Source organism: Oceanobacter sp. 4_MG-2023, from assembly GCF_030689165.1.
Classification (GTDB): domain Bacteria; phylum Pseudomonadota; class Gammaproteobacteria; order Pseudomonadales; family Oceanobacteraceae; genus Oceanobacter.
This window is the reverse complement of sequence record NZ_JAUYVV010000004.1, coordinates 39,237-62,725: the sequence shown is the minus strand read 5'-3', so window position 1 is coordinate 62,725 and position 23,489 is coordinate 39,237. Positions and strand designations below refer to the sequence as shown.

Annotated in this window: 19 protein-coding genes; 10 read left to right on the top strand and 9 right to left on the bottom strand. The window is 49.0% G+C overall.

Annotated features, from left to right (window positions below; genetic code table 11):
• Nucleotides 1-93 precede the first annotated feature (93 nt).
• The 4 genes from rnr to Q8W24_RS04825 all read left to right on the top strand — a co-directional run bounded on the left by rnr (nucleotide 94) and on the right by Q8W24_RS04825 (nucleotide 5,691).
• Complete coding sequence (gene rnr, locus Q8W24_RS04840; RefSeq protein ID WP_303432766.1) at nucleotides 94-2,778, top strand: ribonuclease R; 2,685 nt, start codon at nucleotides 94-96, stop codon at nucleotides 2,776-2,778.
• 62 nt (nucleotides 2,779-2,840) lie between these two features.
• Nucleotides 2,841-3,578, top strand: coding sequence for a 23S rRNA (guanosine(2251)-2'-O)-methyltransferase RlmB (gene rlmB, locus Q8W24_RS04835; RefSeq protein ID WP_303432768.1), 738 nt, complete (start codon nucleotides 2,841-2,843; stop codon nucleotides 3,576-3,578).
• Nucleotides 3,579-4,026: 448 nt separating this feature from the next.
• On the top strand, nucleotides 4,027-5,142 hold the full coding sequence (locus Q8W24_RS04830) for a hypothetical protein (RefSeq protein ID WP_305474584.1): 1,116 nt from the start codon (nucleotides 4,027-4,029) through the stop codon (nucleotides 5,140-5,142).
• Between the two features lie 21 nt (nucleotides 5,143-5,163).
• Nucleotides 5,164-5,691 carry a hypothetical protein gene (locus Q8W24_RS04825; protein WP_305414383.1) on the top strand — a complete coding sequence of 176 codons (528 nt, stop codon included), beginning with the start codon at nucleotides 5,164-5,166 and terminating at the stop codon, nucleotides 5,689-5,691.
• A gap of 129 nt (nucleotides 5,692-5,820) precedes the next feature.
• On the opposite strand, the gene Q8W24_RS04820 is transcribed toward Q8W24_RS04825, so the two are convergent.
• On the bottom strand, nucleotides 5,821-6,474 hold the full coding sequence (locus Q8W24_RS04820) for a hypothetical protein (protein ID WP_305474582.1): 654 nt from the start codon (nucleotides 6,472-6,474) through the stop codon (nucleotides 5,821-5,823).
• 713 nt (nucleotides 6,475-7,187) lie between these two features.
• The gene (locus Q8W24_RS04815; protein WP_305414381.1) at nucleotides 7,188-8,003 is read right to left on the bottom strand and encodes a hypothetical protein; all 816 of its coding nucleotides are present in this window, start codon (nucleotides 8,001-8,003) and stop codon (nucleotides 7,188-7,190) included.
• A 341-nt stretch (nucleotides 8,004-8,344) separates the two neighbouring features.
• Here Q8W24_RS04815 and Q8W24_RS04810 point away from each other — a divergent pair, with 341 nt between their 5' ends.
• From Q8W24_RS04810 to Q8W24_RS04790, 5 genes are all read left to right on the top strand, one after another.
• Nucleotides 8,345-9,460 (top strand): mechanosensitive ion channel family protein, encoded by a 1,116-nt coding sequence (locus tag Q8W24_RS04810; RefSeq protein WP_305452479.1) that lies wholly within the window; start codon nucleotides 8,345-8,347, stop codon nucleotides 9,458-9,460.
• 92 nt (nucleotides 9,461-9,552) lie between these two features.
• A complete protein-coding gene (stpA, locus tag Q8W24_RS04805) occupies nucleotides 9,553-10,812 on the top strand; it encodes a glucosylglycerol 3-phosphatase (protein ID WP_305474580.1) in 1,260 nt (419 codons plus the stop codon).
• A 273-nt stretch (nucleotides 10,813-11,085) separates the two neighbouring features.
• Entirely contained in the window at nucleotides 11,086-11,643 is a 558-nt protein-coding gene (gene ahpC, locus Q8W24_RS04800) for an alkyl hydroperoxide reductase subunit C (protein WP_305414378.1), read from the top strand.
• Between the two features lie 376 nt (nucleotides 11,644-12,019).
• Complete coding sequence (gene ahpF, locus Q8W24_RS04795) at nucleotides 12,020-13,582, top strand: alkyl hydroperoxide reductase subunit F (protein ID WP_305474578.1); 1,563 nt, start codon at nucleotides 12,020-12,022, stop codon at nucleotides 13,580-13,582.
• Between the two features lie 201 nt (nucleotides 13,583-13,783).
• A complete protein-coding gene (locus Q8W24_RS04790) occupies nucleotides 13,784-14,434 on the top strand; it encodes a glutathione S-transferase family protein (protein WP_305474577.1) in 651 nt (216 codons plus the stop codon).
• A 48-nt stretch (nucleotides 14,435-14,482) separates the two neighbouring features.
• Here the strand turns inward: Q8W24_RS04790 and Q8W24_RS04785 are convergent, their stop codons facing one another.
• Nucleotides 14,483-15,463, bottom strand: coding sequence for an MBL fold metallo-hydrolase (locus Q8W24_RS04785; protein WP_305474575.1), 981 nt, complete (start codon nucleotides 15,461-15,463; stop codon nucleotides 14,483-14,485).
• Nucleotides 15,464-15,742: 279 nt separating this feature from the next.
• Here Q8W24_RS04785 and Q8W24_RS04780 point away from each other — a divergent pair, with 279 nt between their 5' ends.
• A complete protein-coding gene (locus Q8W24_RS04780) occupies nucleotides 15,743-16,744 on the top strand; it encodes a glyoxylate/hydroxypyruvate reductase A (protein ID WP_305474573.1) in 1,002 nt (333 codons plus the stop codon).
• A gap of 39 nt (nucleotides 16,745-16,783) precedes the next feature.
• Here the strand turns inward: Q8W24_RS04780 and Q8W24_RS04775 are convergent, their stop codons facing one another.
• The 6 genes from Q8W24_RS04775 to Q8W24_RS04750 all read right to left on the bottom strand — a co-directional run bounded on the left by Q8W24_RS04775 (nucleotide 16,784) and on the right by Q8W24_RS04750 (nucleotide 23,461).
• On the bottom strand, nucleotides 16,784-17,014 hold the full coding sequence (locus Q8W24_RS04775; protein WP_305474571.1) for a hypothetical protein: 231 nt from the start codon (nucleotides 17,012-17,014) through the stop codon (nucleotides 16,784-16,786).
• 249 nt (nucleotides 17,015-17,263) lie between these two features.
• Nucleotides 17,264-17,731, bottom strand: a complete 468-nt coding sequence (locus Q8W24_RS04770) for a type II toxin-antitoxin system death-on-curing family toxin (protein WP_305474569.1) — start codon at nucleotides 17,729-17,731, stop codon at nucleotides 17,264-17,266.
• Nucleotides 17,732-17,747: 16 nt separating this feature from the next.
• Nucleotides 17,748-18,761: a DNA-binding protein gene (locus Q8W24_RS04765; protein ID WP_305474567.1), complete on the bottom strand. Its 1,014-nt coding sequence runs from the start codon at nucleotides 18,759-18,761 to the stop codon at nucleotides 17,748-17,750.
• A 34-nt stretch (nucleotides 18,762-18,795) separates the two neighbouring features.
• Complete coding sequence (locus Q8W24_RS04760) at nucleotides 18,796-20,547, bottom strand: hypothetical protein (protein ID WP_305474565.1); 1,752 nt, start codon at nucleotides 20,545-20,547, stop codon at nucleotides 18,796-18,798.
• Nucleotides 20,548-20,559: 12 nt separating this feature from the next.
• On the bottom strand, nucleotides 20,560-21,834 hold the full coding sequence (locus Q8W24_RS04755) for a restriction endonuclease subunit S (RefSeq protein WP_305474564.1): 1,275 nt from the start codon (nucleotides 21,832-21,834) through the stop codon (nucleotides 20,560-20,562).
• Nucleotides 21,827-23,461 (bottom strand): class I SAM-dependent DNA methyltransferase, encoded by a 1,635-nt coding sequence (locus Q8W24_RS04750; RefSeq protein WP_305474562.1) that lies wholly within the window; start codon nucleotides 23,459-23,461, stop codon nucleotides 21,827-21,829. Before Q8W24_RS04750 ends, Q8W24_RS04755 begins: the two co-directional genes overlap by 8 nt.
• Nucleotides 23,462-23,489: the final 28 nt, after the last annotated feature.

Here is a 23,489-nt window from a genome sequence, read left to right as displayed (position 1 = left end):
GGGTATACTGTCTGGCATGAATAACATAAAACCGGTCTCGACCAGCCGCCTGTGGCGCCCAAACACATCCCTCATAAAAACAGGAGCCGTACATTGACGGATTCTCCCACCCCAAAAAACTCCCCCATTCACGACCCCAACGCCGCGTTGGAGGCAAAGAAATACGACAATCCGGTACCCAGCCGGGAAGCATTGTTGACGCTGCTGGAGCAATCCGGCCGTCCAATGACTCATGAAGATGTGTGTGAAGCGCTGACAGAATCAGATCCCGAGCGGGTTGAAGCCCTGCGCCGCCGACTGATCGCCATGTCGCGGGACGGCCAGCTGATGAGCAACCGGCGCAACCAGTTTTTCCCCATGGAAAAAGCCGACCTGGTGACCGGTGTCGTCATGGGGCACAAGGACGGTTTTGGTTTCGTCTTGCGTAGCGATGCCGACGATATTTATCTGTCGAACCGGCAAATGCGCAAAGTCTTTCATGGTGACAAGGTCGCCGTGCAGATTCTTGGCCTGGATCGCCGTGGGCGTCCGGAAGGCAAGATCGTGCAGGTACTCGAACGTAACACCCAGCACGTCGTCGGCCGTTATTTCGACCAGGCCGGTGTTGGCGTGGTGCAGCCTGACAACAAGCGTGTCAGCACTGAAGTGCTGATTCCTGCTGATGGACGTAACGGTGCCGAGCACGGCCAGTTTGTAATGGTCGAAATCGTTGCCCAGCCAAAACAGGGTGGCTTGCCGGTTGGCAAGGTAGTTGAAGTGCTGGGCGAGCATCTGGCTCCGGGCATGGAAATCGAAGTGGCTATTCGCAGCCACGATATTCCCCACGAATGGCCAGCGGCGGTGACCGTCGAAGCCAAAAAGCTGTCTGACGAAGTACGTGAGGAAGACAAGGCCAACCGGATTGATTTGCGTCACCTGCCGTTTGTCACTATCGACGGTGAAGATGCCCGCGATTTCGACGATGCGGTGTACTGCGAACGTAACAAGAACACCGGTGGCTGGCGTTTGTACGTTGCCATCGCCGACGTATCCCACTATGTCAAACCGGGTTCGGCACTGGATATTGAAGGCCATACCCGCGGCAACTCGGTGTATTTTCCCGGGTTTGTGGTGCCGATGCTGCCAGAAAAACTGTCCAACGGGCTGTGTTCCCTGAATCCGGCAGTGGACCGTTTGGTGCTGGTGTGCGAAATGACCATCTCCAAAGCCGGGAACATCTCTGGTTACAAGTTTATGGAAGGGCTGATCCACTCCCATGCCCGCCTGACCTACAACAAGGTCTGGTCGATGCTGCAGCAACCGCGCAGTGAAGAAGGCCAGATCTGGCGTGATCATTACCCGGCGGTCGTGCCTCACATCGAAAACCTGTACAGCCTGTTCCAGCTGTTGCGCAGCAAGCGTGAAGAGCGGGGTGCAATGGACTTCGACTCGGTCGAAACCCGCATTGTGTTTGATGCCGAGCGCAAGATTCAGGAAATCGTGCCGATCAGTCGGAACGATGCCCATATGCTGATTGAAGAGTGCATGCTGGCCGCCAACGTGTGCGCCGCCAGCTTCCTGGAAAAATATCAGGTGCCCTGTGTTTACCGCGTCCATCCAGGCCCGAATGAAGACAAGCTGGAAAACCTGCGCTCGTTTCTTGGTGAGCTGGGGCTGGCAATCAATACCGGTAAAGGCAAGCCGACCCCGAAAAACTATCAGGAATTACTCAGCAGTATTCAGGATCGCCCGGACTCCCATCTGATTCAGACCGTGTTACTGCGCTCGCTCAGTCAGGCGGTTTATCACCCGGAAAACGAAGGCCACTTTGGTCTGGCGTACAAGGCCTACACTCACTTTACCTCGCCGATTCGTCGCTATCCGGATTTGCTGGTGCATCGTGCTATTCGCAGCGTGATTCGCAGCGAACAGGAATGCCGTAACGTCATCCGTGCCGAAGGTGCCAAGCCGCTGGCCAAGGCCGAAATCTATCCCTACGATACGGCGCAAGTCATCCAGCTGGGTGAACACTGCTCCATGACCGAGCGTCGTGCCGATGACGCCACTCGGGACGTGAACGACTTCCTTAAATGTGAGTACATTCAGGATCGGGTTGGTGACGTGTTCGAAGGCGTTATCACGGCCGTGACCGGCTTTGGTTTGTTTGTTGAACTGAAAAACGTCTATGTCGAAGGGTTGGTGCATATCTCCTCGCTGGCGAATGACTTCTACCAGTTTGATGCCACCAAACACCGGCTGGTTGGCGAACGCACTCGTCGCACCTTCCGCCTGGGAGACAGCCTCTGGGTGCAGGTGTCGGGTGTTAATCTGGACGAACGCAAGGTCGATTTCGATCTGGCTACCGCGCCAGGCAAAGCCGGGCAAGCAGCGCCGGAAGCGCCACGTTTGCCTCGTCGGCGGGCCAAAAGCACCGCCTCTGGAGCAACAACGACTGGCAGCAAGGATGAAACGCTCAAGCCTTCTGGCCGTCGTCGCCGTAAAAAACCGGCGGCCAACAAGTCCGCGGCGGCAACCGCTCCCGCCATGGTAGCCGGCGCTGCTGTCAATAAAGGGGGCAGTGTGGCCGAGAAAGACGCGGCTGGTGGTAAAAAGAAAAGCCGCAAAAAATCGCCCAGCAAGCGCCAGAAACTGAACGCCAAAAAAGCACCCGCCAGTGGTGTTGCGGCAGCGGCTACCAAAGCCAAACCAAAAGCCAAAAAGCCGAAGCGTAAAGCCGCTCCTGGACCCAAGGCCGCTCCCAAAGCTGGCTCAAAGGCCAAAAGTACCACCAAACCCTGACTAGCATACACTGAGGGCTGTTTGCCATTCGCTCGCGAGTGGCCCTCCAACGAGACAAATGAATGAAGCTTGATGCTGTATACGGCCTGCACGCCGTCACCACTCTGCTACAACGCAGCCCGGATCAGGTGACAGAAGTCTGGGTACAAAAAGGCCGCGTTGATCAACGCATGCAAAAGGTATTGGACGAAGCCCAGCGACTTGGCCTGGATATTCGTGAAGCCGACAAAGGGTTGTTGAACCAGAAAGCCGATGGTAACCATCAAGGTGTCATTGCGTTCCGCAAGCCGCTACAGGGAGTGAGCGAGCGTAATCTGCCAGATGTACTCGATCGCATCGAAGGCCCGGCCTTTATCCTGATTCTGGATGGCGTTACCGACCCTCACAATCTGGGTGCCTGCTTGCGCACCGCCGATGCTGCCGGTGTGCACCTGGTGATTGCCCCAAAAGACAAATCAGCGCCGCTGAATGCCACTGTTGCCAAGGTGGCCTGTGGTGCTGCGGAAGTCGTGCCTTATGTACAGGTGACCAACCTGGCTCGTACCATGACCGAACTGCAAGAACGCGGTATCTGGCTGGTGGGTACCGCAGGAGAAGCCACCACCGCGGTGTATCAGCAAGACCTCACAGGTCCGCTGGCACTGGTGATGGGGGCTGAAGGTGCTGGCATGCGCCGCCTGACCCGCGAACACTGCGATCATTTGATCAATATCCCGATGGCGGGGGAAGTCAGCTCGGTAAATGTCTCGGTAGCGACCGGTATTTGTTTGTTTGAAGCGGTGCGGCAGCGGCTGTCGTGATAAACCGTTGGCCTGTTGTTTTGGTGGCGTGAACGTAGTCTCCCAGGCTTTTTCAACCTACCTGATGACCAAAGTCATATGGTAGGTTGGGCTAGTGTAGCGACGCATAACATCCCGTTTAAGATCAAAGTCCATATCTGTCGTCGTTGAAGCTAACAGGCACTTTTATGGCTCTTTTGCCATGGAATCAGGTACACGTTCTCTAGGAAAACTCTTGCAAGCTGTCGACAGGCAGTGCCAATCGATTGTGGCCATTGCCACTCATGAACCAAAACGGTCTTGTCGAGCTCTGGCGTCAGAGCAAATCTGTCCAATCCGTTATTAAATATATCTTAATACGAAAGAGAACTCAGACTTGGTTTACCATGATGAGGTACTCTTTCTGAAGGGTTCCTAGGTGCAATAATTAGTGATAAAATAAATACTAGATATTTTTTTGAGAATAAATATGAGAACATTGTATTTGCATATAGGGTTTCATAAGACGGGGTCTTCGTCATTACAATTAGCTCTATATAATAATAGATCAAATTTGTTGGATGTCGGTTGGGAATTTTTGTCACTTGATAAACTGGGTAATTCATCATCTTTTATTAAAATAAAAGGTAGTGAGTCAATGGAGTATGAAGTGTCTTCAGATTTTGATGGTTTCTTGGGTAAATCGACCCAAGATAACGTTATCATTTCTGGAGAACATTTTTCTCTTTTGAATGATGAAGAGGAAATATCCAAATTAAAAGAAACTATTTTATGTTACTTTGATAAGGTGGTTATTATCGTTTATTTGAGACGCCAGGATAAACTTGCGTTATCGTTTAAGCAACAGGCCGCAAAATGTAGTGTTCCGAAACTTATGTTGTCTAGCTGTTTATGCGGACATTCTGCTTCAGCATTACCTGAATTAACGGACGATTTGAAAAAATATTTGGATTTTGAAAGAAAAATAAAAATATGGTGCAATATTTTTGGAAAAGAATCGGTTTCACTTCGATTGTTCGAAAAAAATAACTTGATTGATGGTGATATTTGTTCGGATTTTCCAAGAATAATAAACCTCCCTTATTCTTTGGAATCCATCCGGGTGAACGAGGGGGTTAGTAGATTATATAGCCTGTGTTCACATCTTCTCATAAATTTGGATTATCCATCCGTGATCGTTGACAAAGTCAGGTCAAAAATTAACCGTGATAGCTGTAAAGTGATGCCATCAAAGAAGGAAGCACAAGAATTTTATTCCGTTTTTGAGAATAAAAATCATACTTTATTTGATTGGTTTGGTCTTGAACAAAGTTTTGATGGTAGTTTTGAAGACTACCCTGATGAAAGCAACTATAAGTTCACAGAAGAAGAATTCAATTCTATATTGGGTATTATCTCAACTTTATCCTATAAAGCAGATTATCTTACAGAAAAAGAGATTGATATTGTGCGAGACTCGGCTTTGCTTTTGGAGAAGGTTGACCTGAAGAAAGCAAATTCTTTGATGCTTATCGCCAATAGATTCAGGCCGCATGGTGGGTTTATAAGAGAAAAGATCGAATATTATAAGTCATTATTGAAGTAAGTTATTTCTGGGGTATTGCTTTTGTTTGAATTATTGTATGGTGACAACATTTTAGAATTGGACCATTCCAGTTCTAAACCTTGTAAAGGTTGCGGGGTTGTTGGGGGTGTTTATTTAAAATATTCAATTTTGAACACTGAAGCCCCATTGGTAATAAGCTTTTCGAATGCGGGAGAGGTTACTAATCCAAATAATATACATGAAACCTCGTATTCTCCATGGGGATATGAGTATCTCTGCAAGAAAAATTTAAATGTAATATCTTTTTCTTGCATAGGAGAGACTACTTGGTACAGAAATGATTTGTTTATTGATTTTCTTGAGAGTTTTGCTTTGCAGTTGAAGAAATTTCGACGGAAAATTGGCTATGGTGGTTCTATGGGAGGCTATGCAGTGAGTGCTTTTGCCAACTTGCTGGAATTAGATAGTGTACTCCTGATGAATCCTATTAGCTCATTGAATACTTCTTCTCTTGTTCCTTGGGAAACAAGGTTTGCAAGTGCTGCTAACGGTTTGAATTGGGAACAGCTTGTTACGCACCAGTCGTAGGTTGGATAAGCGCCCGACACCGAACCAGCCAACACCTGAAACCCGATTAGCGCGTCATCCGACACTTGTTACGCACCAGATAGAAAAGGCCCAGCTGCTGTTTATTATCAGGTATCGGTTTCCGGTTAATCAATAAATTTTATCTATATTATCAAGTCGATATTTGATATAGCCTCTATGGGCCTTAATACGTTTAATAAAATCATCAACTTCTTTAACATACAAATCATGGCCATCAGCACGACACGCCCCCTTTTGAACGAGTCTAAAGTTAAACCGTTCAATCAAAGCCCTTCCTTCATTTTTAGCTGCTGTGACATATAAATTTCTTGAATTATTATTAGCTTGCAACTCTTTTGCTATTTCATTTAGAAAATACCGCAAGAATAATTTCCTGCCATTTGAATTTATAGCTATAGAGAAAAAATAAAAATCCCTACAATGACCAACAGCATCCTTATATTGGAGAATATCATTGCTGGTAAAACTTTTTTCGCAAACCTCCCCTGCTAAGAATTTATCTAATGACTCTTTTTTTAAAGGCAATATAGAGAAGTACCCTGCAACCTTATTATCATCAACTAGACAGGTAAAAATTTTTGGGTTTTTATTATGCCATTCGAAAAACTTATTCCTATCAATTGTTTCATGCTTATCGAAAACACTTTCATCCAGCTTTACAATCTCATCTATATCATACAACCTAGCATATCTAAAGAAAGTCGAACCAACTGGCAATAAACATGAATTATTTATAACTTTCTCTTGATCATAACCTTTCATAAAGAAACCACAATACAGCTATGTATTTCAGTGACTAAAAGCATCTTCATGCTGCCCTCTATTCCTAACAAGCCTGTAGAAAAATTTATTTCTAATCAATTTACCCACTAAGCTCATTTTCCATTGTTAATTGCCGGTTTTATCGGCAACCCTTGGCTAATTCTGTGTTTCCGGTCTTTCAGGCTTTAGCTGTCTAAAAGCCAGATACCATATCACTTTCAGTGCCTGTTCTAAGGTTATAAAGAACGGAACAGTTTCGCAGAACAGGGTTTTTGAGTGCGGGACAGTATCACAAAACAGGGCTTTAAAGATAAGGCTGGTGAAACGCGGACAGACCCAGCTTTTCAGCCTCTTTATAAAAAATAGGGATAATTCAGGGCATGCTCAAAAGTACCTGGCTGCAACTGATCCTGATAATTAATGACCACCATCGACGTTTGCTTGTAATCATAGTGTTTGAACGAGCCATCACCGCCTCCTGCATTTCAAAACCCGGTCAGATCATAGTTCGGGAGGTTTTTCTACAGCCTGAACGCCGCCAACACGGGCGAGCAATTTGTTGCGAGTCCAGCCTCAGCTTTGCTGAGGCTGTGTGATTCGCAGATCTCTGACCACCAGGAAACGACGCTTTTTTCTCCTGGTTATGATCTTTCCCTCAGCCCTGTGTGACACCTTTAACGCGAACACCCTCGATCATCCATACAATAGAGGACTCAGAACCGATACCCGACGGCGCCAATATATTCATCGTAGAACACTTTTTGACGAGCCCTGTCGCTGCTGCTATGGGTGGTCAGTACATCGGTCATATTGACGTAACCGTACTTGCCAATAAAGCGCACAAACAATCCTCGCCAGACGTTGGCTTCCACGCCGATTTTCACCAGTGTGCTGTAACCGGCAATATGCCACTCATCGTTACGCGCGCCACTCATCAGTTTGACGTTACTTTTCGGGTACATAATGCCCGCACCCGCACCGGCAAACAGGGCAATGTCCTTGTCCGTACCGTACTGCCATACCGGTAAATAGGCCTCGGTTTCCAGTGAGATCTGGTTAAAGCCATCGGTGTGTTCGTAGGTGAGGAAGTCGCCGCTTAATACAACCTCTTCGGCGGCAGGGTTGGTTTTTTCGAAACCGTCGCGATCGTTCACTCCGGTCATGGTGACGGTCTGGTCCTGGACCATAACGTACTTCATATGATCCCAGCCCAGCGAGACTGACCAGTTATCCTGCACAAAGTAGCCGAAACGCCAGTTGTATTGGGGAATCGTCAAGCGGCCGGGGTTCAGGTAGCTATGAAAAACCTGTGCAATGCTGAACGGGGTCTGATGATCCTTGGCGGAGACGTTATGCAGGGTAAAGTCGTAGTCGTCTCCCTCAAAATGGATATCGCTGTCGGAGTAGGTGGCGTTGTTCCAGCCCCAATAGCCGTACCAGTCGCCCTGGCTGCGCATGGCGGCTTCGCTGGCAACGGAATAGCAGGAGCTGGCCATTAATAAAATGGCAACGGAAAGAGGGTGTTTCATGAAATGACTACCTTGAGATGAAAACAGGATCAGGAACAAGAGGCCGGGGAGGGTATCAGCTATATGGCTGATCGGTAATGTATTTTTATGGAACAAGGTTGTGTAAGACTCAATACAAGTTGCATAAATCAAGCGGATTCATGTTCGGTTGAGGCGATAGTAGCACCGACTCTGCGCTCAAACCGGAATAAAGCCATGTATTGGCCACCATATCGGCATCACTGCGACTGAATATCTGCCATGGATTTCACCAGTGAATTGTTACTTTCATGGTTTTTCCCTACTCTCTCGATCTTGTGCTTATTACTTCCGTTGCGTTTGCTGTTGCCAAGGATCGATTTATGTCCGATTTCGTTTTTACACTGCCAGATTGGTGGCATGACCTGGTCAGCCAGAATTATGACTGGTTCTGGGATGTCTCAATTGCCCTGACGATTATGGTGGTGGCTGCTTTTGTCTGGCGTATTGTGCGCAAGCGTCTGGCTCGGCTGGCAGCTCATAGTAATAATCAGTGGGATGATGTGCTGCTGAATGCCATTGCGGTGCCGGTGAACTGGATCATTATTGCCATTGGCGCCACCTGGGTGGCCGATATTACTACCCGTAACTTTCAGCTGGATGTCATGACCAGCGTGCCGGTGGTGCGGCAGCTGTCGTTGATTATCCTGGTGGCCTGGGGAATCTGGCGGCTGATTAACCAGGTAGAGCAGCGGCAGATTGTACGGGGAGCCGATCCAACCACGATTCAGTTGGTCGGCAAGCTGGCCAAGGTCGCCGTCACGATATTGATCATGATGCCGGTATTCCAGTCGCTGGGGATTACCATTTCTGGCTTGCTGGCGTTTGGTGGGGTCGGCGGGCTGGTGGTTGGCCTGGCGGCCAAGGACTTGCTGGCTAACTTTTTTGGTTCGATCGTGGTGTATATGGATCGCCCCTTCAAAGTAGGAGACTGGATCCGTTCCCCGGATCGCAATATCGAAGGTACGGTGGAGCACATCGGCTTTCGGGTTACCTGTATTCGCACCTTCGACAAACGCCCCTTGTATGTACCTAACTCGGTATTTACCAGTATTGCGGTGGAAAACCCGTCACGGATGCTGAATCGCCGTATCTATGAAACCATCGGCTTGCGTTATCAGGACTCCCACTTGCTGGATAATGTGTTGCACAAGATCGATACCATGTTACGAGCACATCCGGATATCGATACCGATCAAATGATCATGGTGAACTTCAACAGTTTTGGTGCCTCCAGTCTGGATTTCTTTGTGTACTGTTTTACCAAAACCACCGACTGGAGCACCTACCACAAGGTCAAGCAGGCGGTGATGCTGGAGATGATCCGTATCATCCATGCTGAGGGAGCTGACTGTGCCTTCCCGACACGCACCTTGCATCTGGAGTCCATGCCGCCGGCGGCGGCCATGGCGAACGACGGCGCGGCCTCCCGCGTCTGATCAAGACTGGTCTGGCTCTGGTCGCAGCAGAGCCAAAGCAGATCAGGAATGGTATGGTCGTTGTCTGAAAAACCAGCAACGATGGAGCCTGTATGTCCCCGGATCTTTCTTCGTATCAATGGCACACCGATACTTCTCCGCTCGCTGATGCCTTGGCGGCAGAACGCGATTATCTGATCATTCAGGATCTGGACGGTGTGTGTATGGGGTTGGTTAACGACCCGCTGAGCCGCACGATGGATCCTGCTTATATCCAGGCTGTACGCCAACAGGCCGGGCATTTCTACGTGCTCACCAATGGCGAACACATCGGCAAACGAGGGGTCAATCCGATTGTTGATCGGGCGTTAGGAGACTCAACAGCCAAGCAGCAAGGTTTGTATTTGCCGGGCCTGGGTGCCGGCGGCGTCCAGTTACAGGATCGCTTTGGCAAAGTCACTCACCCCGGTGTCAGCTCGGCAGAAATGGCCTTCTTGCTGCAAATACCAGTGAAAGCCCGCTATTTTCTGATCAATTTACTGGGCAATACTCCCTACAACCTCGCCAAGGAAAACATCCACTTGCTGGCAGACGCCGTCGTGCTGGATAACCGCGCTTCGCCGACGATTAATGCCAACCTGTTATGTGCCGTACTCGGTTCGGTCAGTAGCGTGACGCGGCTGCAACACGATTTGCAGTCTTTTATGGCCAAATTGCTGCTAGAGGCGAAAGCACAAGGCATGGGCGATTCTTTCTTTATCCACTATGCCCCAAACCTGGGAACCGATCCGGTAACCGGGCAAGAGCGGATTAAACCGGCCGATGGTAACAGCTGGGGAACCACAGATTTCCAGTTCATGCTGACCGGTGCAGTAAAGGAGTCCGGAGTGCTGGTATTACTGAATCAGTATTACGCTGCCAAAACCGGGGTGTATCCACTGGGAGAAGATTTCAGCGCCCGTAGCGCACCAGGCTCCCATGCCGCACTGCTGGCTTTATCCAGGGAAGCGTTTGATCCGGCCCAGATGCCCCGCATTATCGGCGTGGGTGACACCATCACCTCCCATCGGGTGGGGGATGAATGGCAACGGGGTGGCAGTGACCGGGGCTTCCTGACCCTGGTGCAGGATCTCGGCCGTCAGTTCGAATCCGATAACGTAGTCTTGCTGGTCGATAGCAGTGGCGGTGAGGTGATTCGCCCGAGTGTGGATGTTGACGCCCTGCAGCAGCACCCGGCTGATCATGAGTCGTACTGGCAAGCAGTGGCGGGCTTGAGTGATCCGGCCGATCCGCTGCAGGTTAATTTTGTCTGTGCGGGGGGGTATCCGCAATATCTGGCCTGGTTCAGGCATATTGCTGATCTGACTCATTGATTTCTTGCCCGGATGGCCAGACATTACCGTAAGCGTCGGTCGTGTCTGGTCTGGGCTTGCCTTTACCTGACTCACAATTGTGTTCGAGTTAATCCAGCCGGCTGCCTGCTGGCTTTCATTCGGCTCGTCTCAATAGCGATATCGTTCGATGGCTATTGGCTATTGGCTATAGGCCTATTTAAAAAGATTAATTTAACCTATGGCGTGGGGCGGCGCATTATAGATCTCGTTCCCGGATATATTCTCTGACTCAAACTCACTGGAGTGACCACTATGATCAATACTGCTATCAAACCATTCTCTGCTACTGCCTTTAAACAAGGCGAATTCGTCGACATCACCGAAGCCGACGTTCTGGGTAAATGGGCTGTCTTTTTCTTCTACCCAGCTGACTTCACCTTTGTTTGCCCGACTGAACTGGAAGACCTGGCCAGCAAATACGAAGAACTGCAATCCATGGGTGTTGAAGTGTTCTCTGTTTCGACGGATACCCACTTCTGCCACAAAGCATGGCACGACACTTCAGATGCGATTGGCACCATCAACTACTACATGGTAGGCGACCAGACGGCCACTATCACCAGCAACTTCGGTGTACTGCGTGAAGGTCAAGGCCTGGCAGACCGTGCCACTTTCCTGATCGATCCAGAAGGTGTGATTCAAGCCATGGAAGTGACCGCTGAAGGTATTGGCCGTGATGCCGACGACCTGATGCGCAAAATCAAAGCGGCTCAATACGTCGCGGCTCACCCAGGTGAAGTTTGCCCGGCCAAGTGGAAAGAAGGCGAAGCCACACTGGCTCCTTCACTGGATCTGGTTGGCAAAATCTGATCTGAATTTTGGGCAGGTAAGATAAAAGGGAGCATCCGCGGCTGCTCCACTGTTGTGAACAGCCTCGTCTTCAGACGGGGCTGTTTGCGTTTGTAGCCACAGTAAAACCAGAGCAGTAACAGCTCTACAAACAACCCTGTCAGCCACTAACCCGGCCGGACATTGATACGACTCAAGCGAGGTCTGTCAGTCCAGGGACACAATGACAATCAGATATTTTTTGTTTTTATTTTTAGCTTCAAGCTATCGAATAGTTAGAAAAGATTGATTTATATAATCATAGGGGCAGGGCTATCATAGTCTCGTATCTTGAATAAAGGCGTTCATGCCGTCGTTGCAGCAGCCTGAACGAAATCAACGAAATAAGGAAACCATCATGCTTGACGCAAACATGAAACAGCAATTGGGCGCTTATCTCCAAAACATCGTTCGTCCGATTGAGCTGACTGTCTACACCAAAGAAGGCAACGACAAATCCATCGAGCTGGAAAGCTTGGGTCGTGATATTGCCGACCTGTCCGACAAGGTTGCCCTGAAAATCGTCTCTGGTGACAGTGGTCGTACACCACGCATGACGGTTGGCCCGGAAGGCGAAGCGGCCCGAGTCACCTTTGCCGGTGTGCCAATGGGCCACGAGTTCACTTCACTGGTACTGGCGCTGCTGCAAGCGGGCGGTCATCCAAGCAAAGCGGCACCTGAGTTGCTGGAGCAAGTCAAAGGCCTGAACAAGCCACTGGACTTTGAAGTGTACATATCCTTGTCTTGCCACAACTGCCCGGATGTCGTCCAGGCCATCAACCTGATGGCGGTACTGAACCCGAACGTGCGTGCCACCATGATCGACGGTGGTGTGTTCCCGCAAGAAGTGGAAACCGTGGGTATTATGGCGGTACCAACTTTGATGCTGAACGGCGAACCTTTCGGCAACGGTCGCATGACGCTGGAAGAGATCCTCAACAAGGTGGACGATGACGCCGATGCCAAAAAAGCCGCCGAAATTTCCGCCAAGGAACAGTTCGACGTGCTGGTGGTCGGTGGTGGCCCTGCGGGTGCTTCAGCGGCGATTTACACTGCCCGTAAAGGCATCCGCACCGGTATTGTGGCTGAACGTTTTGGCGGGCAAGTCATGGACACACTGGCGATCGAAAACTTTATCTCGGTAAAAGCCACCGATGGCCCGAAATTGGTGGCTGGCCTGGAAGAGCACGTCAAGGATTACGATATCGATGTGATGACCAACCAGCGTGCCAAAGCGATTCGTGAGATTGAAGTCGACGGCCAGACACTGAAACAGGTTGAACTGGAAAACGGTGCCATCCTGACCAGCAAAGCCGTGATTCTGGCGACTGGTGCACGCTGGAGAGAAATGAACGTACCCGGTGAAGAGCAGTACAAAACCAAAGGGGTGGCCTTCTGCCCGCACTGTGACGGCCCGCTGTTCAAAGGCAAGCCAACTGCCGTTATTGGTGGTGGTAACTCCGGTATCGAAGCCGCGATTGACCTGGCAGGGATCGTTGAACACGTAACCGTACTGGAATTTGGCGACACCCTGCGTGCCGACGCCGTGCTGGTGAAAAAAGCAGAATCCCTGCCGAACGTTACCATCATCAAAAACGCCATGACCACTGAAGTGGTTGGTGATGGCAGCAAGGCGACAGGCCTGAAATACAAGGATCGCGTCAGCGGCGAGATGCACGACCTGACAGTGGCCGGTATCTTCGTCCAGATTGGTCTGGTGCCCAACAGCGAATTTCTGCAAGGCACTTTGGAACTGAGTAACCGGGGTGAGATCGTGATTGACGCCAAAGGCCAGACCAGCGTGCCTGGTATATTGGCGGCCGGTGACGTTACCACGGTGCCGTTCAAGCAGATCATCATCTCCATGGGTGCCGGGGCCACCGCCGCACTGGGAGCGTTTGATTACCTGATCCGGAACTGATTCAGGCTATCAGTGGCCGGTCAGTAGCAGAAAACAAACAGCCACTGTTGTAATACAGTGGCTGTTTTTTTGTGGCCTTTATTCCAGGCCATCGTGCCGGTTTGCCAGAATATGTTGTTGAACATATTGTTGGGCGGCATACAGTGCGTCAGGCCATCTCAGAATCAGGAATGGCCCATTTTTGCTGCGGAGTCTTTTAATATGAGTTCATTGTATCTTTTTGGTCCGGCCATCAGTCCGTATGTTCGTGCGGTTCGTTTGTATGCCCATGAGCTGGGATTGCCGCTGGCATTTGGCATGGCCCCGTCGGGCAACCCGATTGCCCCGTATTCCCCGGATCATCTGGCGCTCAATCCGTTTGGGAAATTCCCGATCTTGCTGGACGGCGATTTCAGTCTGCCGGAAGTAACGGCTATTTGTACCTATCTGGATGATCTGGCTGGTGCTTCTGGGCGCCTGGCGGCGTTGTCGAGCCAGCAGCGGGCGACGGTGCTGCGCTGGACCGGAGCGATCGCGATTTATGGACGGCTCTACACCATGGACGGCTTTATGCTGGAGCTGGTGTTTCCCCAGGGTGACAACGGCCGGCCGCGTCTGGATGTGATACGGGGTAATCTGCCGCGAGTCCGTGAGTTTCTGGCAGTGATCGAGCGCCAGCTAGCGGCGTCACGCTGGATTGCCGGTGAGCAGTACAGCATGGCCGACAGCTTGCTGACGCCGTTTCTGGATTATCTTGTCAATGTGCCACCGTTGGATGAACAGGGGGTGTTGCTGGCCCCGGATAGCGCCTGTCGCCGTTATCTGGATAACGTGCGGGAGCGCGATACGGCAAAAATCCTGCAACAGGGGTGATACGCTCCGTCGTCGCGCGCTCGGCAAGCATCTCCGGAGCGCCAGCGGTTATGACGCCTGTCGTTGCAACCACACCTCAATGCCCTGGGTGTTGAGGTTGACGTCCATGCTGAGCCAGTGGCGAGCCTGATCCAGGTCGGCGGCGGGGTTGATTGTTTCCAGCTGCGCCAGCAGGTATGCCATCATGCGCTGCTGGATTCGGTCGCTGCGGCCTTCGGGCGGCGCGATTTCCTGCCGGGCGATGGCAACAAAGGCATCGAGGGATTGCAGCAACTGGCTGACGTTGTCAGCGTGGGGAACAATCGGGCCGTAGTGAGTGAGGTAAATACGCTCGGGCTTGAGCCCTGCCAGCCGTTCGATGCTGGCACGCAACGCGGGTGGATCAAAGTGCACCGGGGTGGTGGTTACAAACAGTAGATTCTGGCCATCGTCGGCATCGAACGCGCGATAGGAAATACCAAAGGTGTCGCCACTGAAGATGCTGTTGCTGGCGCTGTCGTGGACGCAAAAGTGATGCTTGGCGTGACCCTGTGTATCCAGAAAGGTAAAGGTGCGACCGTTGAAGTCCAGCGTGAAACCATCGCTGGCCTGAATCACCCGCTCTGCGGCAATCGGCAACAGCGAGCCATAAAGTTGCTCGTATTTTTCGGCGCCATACACCGCTCGGGTTCCGGCTTCCAGCTTGCCGGGGTCGATCATATGGGCTGCCCCGCGGGGGTGAATCACCAGTTGGGCATTGGGGCACCAGGCCATCAGGTGTCCGGCACCGGCGGCATGGTCGAGGTGAACATGCGTCGGGATCACATAATCGACGTGGGCCGGGGTCAGGCCGAGCTGATGGATCTGCTCCAGTATATGAGGAACGGTATGGCAGGTACCGGTTTCGACAATGGCCAGGCGGTCTTCCTGTTGGATGATATAGACACTGGCGACCCCCGGAGTGACATATTCTGCATCCAGCTGCCAGATGTCGTGCGGGTGGTGTATCGGGGTGGGGTATTGAGCGGGCTGCTGCCGTGCATCCGTCATAAGAGTCTCTCCACAGTGGCGTTGGGTCCGGGTCGACGGTCGCGCCCGGACTATTATTATCACCGTCAGTAAAGCCGTCTTTGGCAACAGAGGCAATCCGACGAAGTGTTGGCATTTCTTGATACGACCGGTTGACCATTAATTGTTGCAGTTATTCCCGCCGCTGGTGAATAAAAACGTGCTGCCAGTGGTGCTTGTTTTGTCTTCAGCCGTTTTCGTCTTCAACAATCCGCATTGGTTGGTTTGCGCAACTGAGTTGCGTAAGCTGGATTGCATCGAATGCTTGGACAATCATGGCCGCTGATGAATACAGACACCCTCACTCCCGCTCTTACGCCGGCTTCCTCTTCTGATCTGAACATTGTGTTTGCCACCAATAACCCGGCATTCAGTGCCCGCTTGATGGCGCTGATGGCCACAGAGTATCCACAGGTTGCGGTGTGTACGCCGGACGATCCGGCTGCCCGGCATGCCCAGGTGGCGGCGTGTTGGCATCCACCGGTGGATTTGTTGCAGCGTTGTCCCGGGTTGCAGCTGCTGCAAGCTGTATCGGCAGGGGTTGATCATCTGGGCGACATACTGATGCACAGCGGCTTGCCCGTATCCCGAGTCGTTGATGAAGGGCAACAGCAAGGCATGCTGGAATATGTGTTATGGGGTGTATTGCATCATCAGCGCGATTTTGATCTGGCCTTGAGCAACCAGCAGGCCAAGATCTGGCAATTACATCCGCAGCGCCAGGCTGGTCGTATGCGGATCGGTGTGATGGGCCTGGGGCAGTTGGGGGGATTTATCGCGGCCAGGCTGGCCGGGCTTGGTTATCCTGTTTCTGGCTGGGCAGGCAGTCGCAAGCAGATTGAGCAAGTGCATTGTTACGCAGGAGAGGCTGAGCGAGGAACGTTTTTATCCAGCTGTGACCTGCTGGTTAATCTGCTGCCCCTGACCACGGCAACCGAGGCGATTCTGGATGCTTCGCTGTTTGCTGAATTACCGCCGGGCGCGGTAGTGATGAACTGCGGCCGCGGCGAGCACCTGAATGAGCAAGACCTGATCGATGCCTTGAGCAGCGGCCATTTGCGAGCTGTTGTGCTGGACGTGTTTGCGCAGGAGCCGTTGCCGAAAGGCAACCCTCTCTGGGATCAAGCCGGCGTGATCGTGACGCCGCATATGGCATCGTCGGCTTCTGGCCAGGTAATGCTGGCGCAGCTGGTCGAGAACGGCTACCGCCAGCTGGCCGGTCAGCCGTTGCGGAACCTGGTCGATATCGCCAAGGGTTATTGAGTTCGTGCCGGTGGCTGATCGAGTGATTTAATGCGCATATCAATGTGCATGGCGGGTCAGCCAGTTATTGACTTGCGATTCCACGCGGCCGCCAATCAACCTGGCTCGTCTGGCCATTTCGGCATGCCACGCTTTATCGGTTGTGTTGTTTGCAGCCGGTTTGGCGTCACGGGTGTCAGCTCCCTGATAAAGGTAGTAGTCAGCGATGTAAGACAGTGGTTGATCAGACAGGAATCGGTCTGACAGGTCGCTCAGTTGCTTGCTGGTCATCAGACACCTCGTTTATGGTGGCGATATTACCACCTACGTTGGTGTCCGGAATCATTGAACCACTACAGGAAGCTAATTTTGGTGCCGTAACTGATTACGGTAGCAAAAATTAGAAGCCTTAAAAACGAGTAACCCCTCGCGGGGCGCTGATCTAACGGGTAGAGGGAGGGGTGTTGTTGATGCGATTTTAATATTAACAATGCTAAATGGCCATATACTCGTACCATCTCGTGATGATCCACGAAATGGTTAGTAATCTTTAGCTGCTTCGATCGCTTCAAATATAGCCAATTTAACGGACTCTGGATAATCGTCGTCATAAAGTATTGAGCTGATGATCTGACGTAATAGATCCTTGTCGATCACGTTATCTGCAACCCAAACGACGATGTTTTCCATTTCTTTGGCGAAGCGCTTTACCACATAATCAAAACCGTTTAATTCAAGGAAATAAGCACCTAACACCAACGATGATCGTTTATTGCCATCATTAAAAGCATGGTTTTTATTGATGGAGAATACCAAGTGAGTCAGCTTGTCCTCCATTTCTGGGTAATACCAGTCATTTTGTATATGCTCTAACGGGCTGGCTAACTGACCAACGTCTTTGGTGCCTGCTAGCCCGCCAGAATGCTCTATGATCCAATCGTGAACGCTAATCGCATGCGCCACATCGAAATAGAAGTACCGTAAGCCTGTGTCTGTAGAATCGCTCATAGCCACATTCCTTTGCTTATCGATCTTTCAATCGTTTGAGTACGGCCAATGTTTCTGGATCACTCAATTGCTCTTCCAAAGAACGGCTCTTCTCACCCAAGAAGCGATCAAAATCAGCTTCGGGTACCGATTGAATATAAGCTTCCAGCTTTTCATGCAAGGCATCACGGAAGCACAAATCGCGGCTGGCCATTTTAGTTCTGGCATCCAAAATCAGCGGTTTGAACAGAGGGTGACTTTCAAAACTCGCAAACAACCCCTCCGCCTCTTTCTGCGAAAGCTTGCGGCCTAACTTATTGCTAGCTTGCTCTAGTTCATGAGCAATGCCTGATTCGTAACTAGCAATCAGATTTAGTACTTCTGAATATAGGGTCTCACGGATATTGGTTTTCGTTGCTAGGTTTAAAACCTTTTTATATTCAGTCGCGTTTTCATGAAAAATGCTTTGATATATAAGGTTAGTAAAGCGTGCATACGTCCATTTATTGACCTCTACATACTTATCCAATGCATCGGTGAACTGGCGGCGGTAGTTATCTTCTTGCAGAGCAGAGACAAGGTAATTTTCATCTCGCTGATTAATAAACTTGGTATGACCACCAGCGCGCTCGGCCATTACATCCAAGACAATATCCAGCAGGCGCGAGCGTAGTATGCGAGCTGGTTCACTTTCAGTTAGGAGCATGCCGATATTAAGCACTGCACGAAAACTGAACACACCCAACACACTCGTTTTGATACCGTAATTGATTACGGTACCATCGAGTGACTCTTTGAATTCTTTAAGCTTTTTCCCTCGAAGCAAGGTGTAACCATTAACTTTTAACTCGTCAGCATGGCTAACAAGGTACTTCTCAATGGTACTCTCGCTTACCTCATACAAGGCAACCACCTGCGCCTTAGTAAATACCGTTTCACCTTCAAAGTTCACACCACCCAAGCCCAGATGCTGCTCAGCTTGTTGCAGGGCGTAGCGGTTGTTAAGGATGTTTTGGCGGTCATGTGATGATGCGGTTAGGTCTTTAGCCATTTTGTATACTCCTTAATCGATAGTTACCACAAAACTAGCTATTCGCTGCCGATGCAATATTTGCAATTAGCTGCTTAATTGTAGGGTGGCTCAGTTTAGATACCAGTGGAGATACATAATCGCGCCCTTGGTTCCAATGTAAATTGGTGTTGTAGATTATGCCTAGTAAGAAATAGCTTTCAGGAATATCAATTCCAGCACTAGAGGCCACGTCTAGTTTATTGGAAGTTCCGTGTTCCGAAATAAACTTTTCTTGCCAATCAGCATCAGGTAAAAGGCAATAAATTTGGTGTTCAATAACAATCCGTACAGCAAAGCAAACGGCTACAGCATCATAGTTTTTGTTGGCCAAATAGCGGTTAAGTTCATTGCTGAAATAATCTTTGAAAACATTAGAGTTTTTCCATTCGTTGGGCAGAAAATCGGGCCAGTTATCTGTTATCTCATGTGCATCAGGATGAAAATGGAACCAGTGCTTGTCTAATAAATCCCTAATCGGTTGCACCATATCTGCATACTGAACAGAATCTCTGAACTCCACTAATCTCAAAATATTTTTAGACTTGCCAACCGGTTTTGACAACAGGTAATTAATCTGGATCTTATGCTTGTTAAAGCAGAAGTCGAAAAATACACCGGGGTCTAAGTGTGTCAATATTAGAGGATAAATTACTTGGTTACGTGCTTTGTATTCTTCAATAATTGAAGTCACATAGTATTGAAACGCTACCAGGTTCGCATCATCCAGATAGTCGAACACTTCATCTATAACCAAAATTAGTGGTTTTTTGCTACCCTCGTATAAGGTTTTATGGAGCTGAACCACAAGCGTGATGATGTCTCGCTGGCCGTTTGATAACTGATGGGCTTTGGGGAAGTTGATAACTAGCTCTTTGCTTTTTTTTAATTCTTCAACTTTGGCCCATTGCCAATTAGAGCTTTTAAAGTTAGTTAGCAAGTCTTGATTATGTGCTTTGACTGTTACGTAGTGTAGCCAGTTTGTTGCAGCGGAAAATGCTTTGGGATCGGCTGCATGTATGTTGGCGATCTGGTTAGCTGCGAAAAAGCCCTCAACCTCAGAATCAACAGAACCATACTGGACTAATCGTTCAGAGATGCTATTTAAAATAGTCACTGCTCTGAGCTCTTGAATACAGTTATCCAATATCCATTGGGATATGACCGCTGCACTTCCATTCTGTTGGTTCACCTTGTCGACTATGGCTTGCACTGCTGTCTGAATGCGAACCTGAGCGAATTTTGATAAATCGACGCCCTGAATCGCATCCAAAAGTCTTGAGTCTTTTAAAAGATCAGAGATGTTGGGCAGAATCTTTCCGTTTTGACCAAAGTGGGCTTTAGCGTTGGCAGGCTTATATGAAAAGTCAGCTTTAGCTGGAATTTTGCAGATAGTTATAGGTTTAACTTCAATAGTGGAAGATACCGCCCCCTTGAAGTGCTTTTTTGCCTTCGGGGTGAGGCCGCTATTGACAACTAACACATCAAATTGTTTTCGAATCTCGTTTTTAGTTTTGTCGGCGGCTAACTTCTGCCCGTCAACCGTAATGCTCAGTTCGGGTGCCAATTTATCGTTTTCTTTATGATGATCCTTTTCCGCGAGATCGATTCGCTTGGTATTCATAGATGAAAATGCGGTAGCGATTGAGCTTTTGCCAAAGCCATTTGGCGCAACTAAAAGGTTAGGTTTAAAGGCTTTTAATTGCATCTTAAAGCATTCGTTTGAAATGCCTTTGATGTTCCTTATCTCAATTTGGCTTATTGTCATCGCCAGTATTCCTTATTTTACTGTTACTTGGCCGTTCATTAGCATGGGGAGAAGCCAGTCTCGTAGCGAAGCTAGCTTTGTATTTTCTCGCTGATTTACAATCAGTTGCTTTAATATTGGCTCTAAATGTTGTCCGAGTTTTTCAGCGACTTTCAAGTTAAATGGTTGATCAAATCGCATCATCACGTTTGGATTTACACGCTTATGACTATTTGACGTGCCTGTAGCCGACTGTGTGCAATGAGCAATAAATTGCGGGGATGTCGCGATCATATACATAAAGTTCTTGATAGAGGTGTTAGGACAGCGCCAAACAACAAACTCAGTTGAGCAAATCTGTTCAGGCTCTACCATTGCATACACAACCCTGTTAAACCAAGGGTTTAGTTTTGATACGAGCAAGTCGGTCTCTTCAACAGTAAATTTGTTGCTTCCAATAGTATCTCCCCGCTCAACACCGAAAGTATTTGTTGCATCAAATACGGGGATACTGAAATGCTTAAATAGTTTTTCGGGGTAGTCTGCGGGGTTAATAGAGTCGTTGCTTACACCAGTAATTGAAGATAAAGGCGTATCTTCCCATCCCTCCGGTATTTCCCGCTTTAGGGTTGGGTTGTAGACCATTTTGCCGCCGGAGGTTTTGTAGGGTTTGCCTTGGCCTTGTGGTGAGTCGTCGGGGAAGTCGAACTGCACAAACCAGTAGTCGTACAGGGTTTTGGCCATAGCTTCCAGCTCGGCGTTGATGCGGTTATTGAGTTCGATTTTTCCCTCAATAGCTGAAAGTACATTTGCAACTCTTTCCTGTTCCAGCTTCTCTGGCCCATGAAAGGGTATGCTGGATAATATTCCGGTGTTCAAATTTGGCATTGTCGCACCAACAGCTTGGCTGACAATCCAACTTTGTATTTTGGGAATGCTGAGATAATAGGTTAAGAATCTGGCATCAAATTTTTTGCCAGGACGAATTAATAAACAACCTGTGCCACAAAAGTAACCTTCCTCGTTCTTACGAATTAAAGCTTTCTGTGTGACATCACCTCTTCGACTGTAAACAATATCGTTTTCTTTAACGATGTACTTTGAAAGCCTTTGCGCATCGCCGACCGTTATATATGCGATATTCGAAAGATCGACTCGGCTATTCTTCATGTTTGCGGGCATTATGCAGGGTATACCTTCCGCTACGTAATCCGAGGCATGAAGTTGGCTACCAAACGGGCCAGTATGAATTTTACCACCACCGGATTGAACTAAACTTCCAAGCTCTCCGTTAAGTGTGTTACTCATATTTCAACCCCGCTAACTGCTTTTTAATGTCAGCTTCCAATTCACGAGATTGGTCAAACAAACTATCTAAATTGCTGCTAAAACCCTGCATCTTTTCCGCAAATTGCTCTGGGGTAATATCCACATATTCGATTTTGACATCAAAGTATTGGCCTGCACTTAATGAGTAGTTTTTGGCTTCGATGTCGCTGTAACTTACCGCAACAGAAAAATCTTCCACCGCTTCTTTGGCGTTAAACACATCAATAATCTGTTGTTCTTCTGCTGGCGTTAGCACGGTTTTTTGGTTTTTACCGTCTTTGACTTTTTCGCCCAAGTTTGAGGCATCTAACAGTACCACATCACCATCATTACTGGCATCAATAAACAAAATAGATACGTTAGTGCCGGTAGTGGCGAAGATATTGGATGGCATGGAAACCACACCCGCGAGCATTTTGTGTTTTACCAAGTGCTCACGGATTTTTTTATCAATACCCGATTGTGCGGTAATAAATCCCGTTGGCACCACGACGGCTGCTTTGCCGTTTGGTTTAAGTGAGGCAATGATGTGTTGTAAAAATAGCGAGTAGATCGCCATTTTATCTTTTGCTTTAGCTGGCGCTTTGGGAATACCAGCAAAGAAGCGGTCTTTGTTTTCTTTGCTGTCCAGCTCATCCCTAAAGTCGCTGAAATCGAGCTTAAATGGCGGGTTTGAGACAATATAGTCAAAGCGTTTTAGTTCTTTGCCGTCCTTATGGTAAGGGTGCTGAATTGTATTACCCTGGATTACATTTGGGATCGAGTGCACCAGATTATTTAAGATCAGGTTTAAACGCAGCAGGTTAGAGGATTTTTGCGAAATATCCTGGGTGTAAATGCTACAGCGGTTTTCACCAATGGCGTGCGCCACGTTCATTAATAAAGTACCCGAACCTGCCGATGGGTCGTAACAAGCCACGTTACGCACGGTGCCGCGCTGATCTTTAGGTACTAAAATTTCCGCCATAATGCGCGCGACCGCATGGGGGGTAAAATACTCGGCGTATTTACCACCTGAATTGCTGTTGTAGTCCTTGATTAGGTATTCAAAGATGGTGGCGTAGAAGTCGAATTTTTGCGTGAAAATTCGCTCAAAACTGAACTCGACCAGTTTATTGATAATGGCGCGGCAGAAGGCATCGCGTTTAGAGTCGTCAGCAATGTATTCGCTGATGCGGTCGAACAGCACCACTTTTGCGCCACCATCGGTTTTTACTGCAAACACATCGTTATTGGTAATCGCAATATCGATTAAGGTGTCATCAAACAGTTTGGCAAAGTCCGGCGCGTTTTGTTGGCTAAACAGGTAGCTGATAAAGTGCTGCGGTTTTAGCTGTGCGGTGTCGCCGCCCATTTGGAGTTGCAGCATCTCGAGGTCGTCTTCGCTCATGGCTGCGAGGGCTTCTTCCCATTTATCGGCCTTAGCGATGGTGTCGTCGAGCTTTTTCGCTTCAAAGGCGAACTTGTCGTTTAAAAACTTGTACAAAAAGGTTTGGGTAATGATTTTAAATTCATTACCGTCGTTACCTAAACCATAGTTGGCACAGATGCTTTTTAAACTATCGATTAATTCTTTGGTTTTTTGCTGAAATTCTAATTCAACCATTTTGTTTTTTTACTTCCTAATAAGTGTT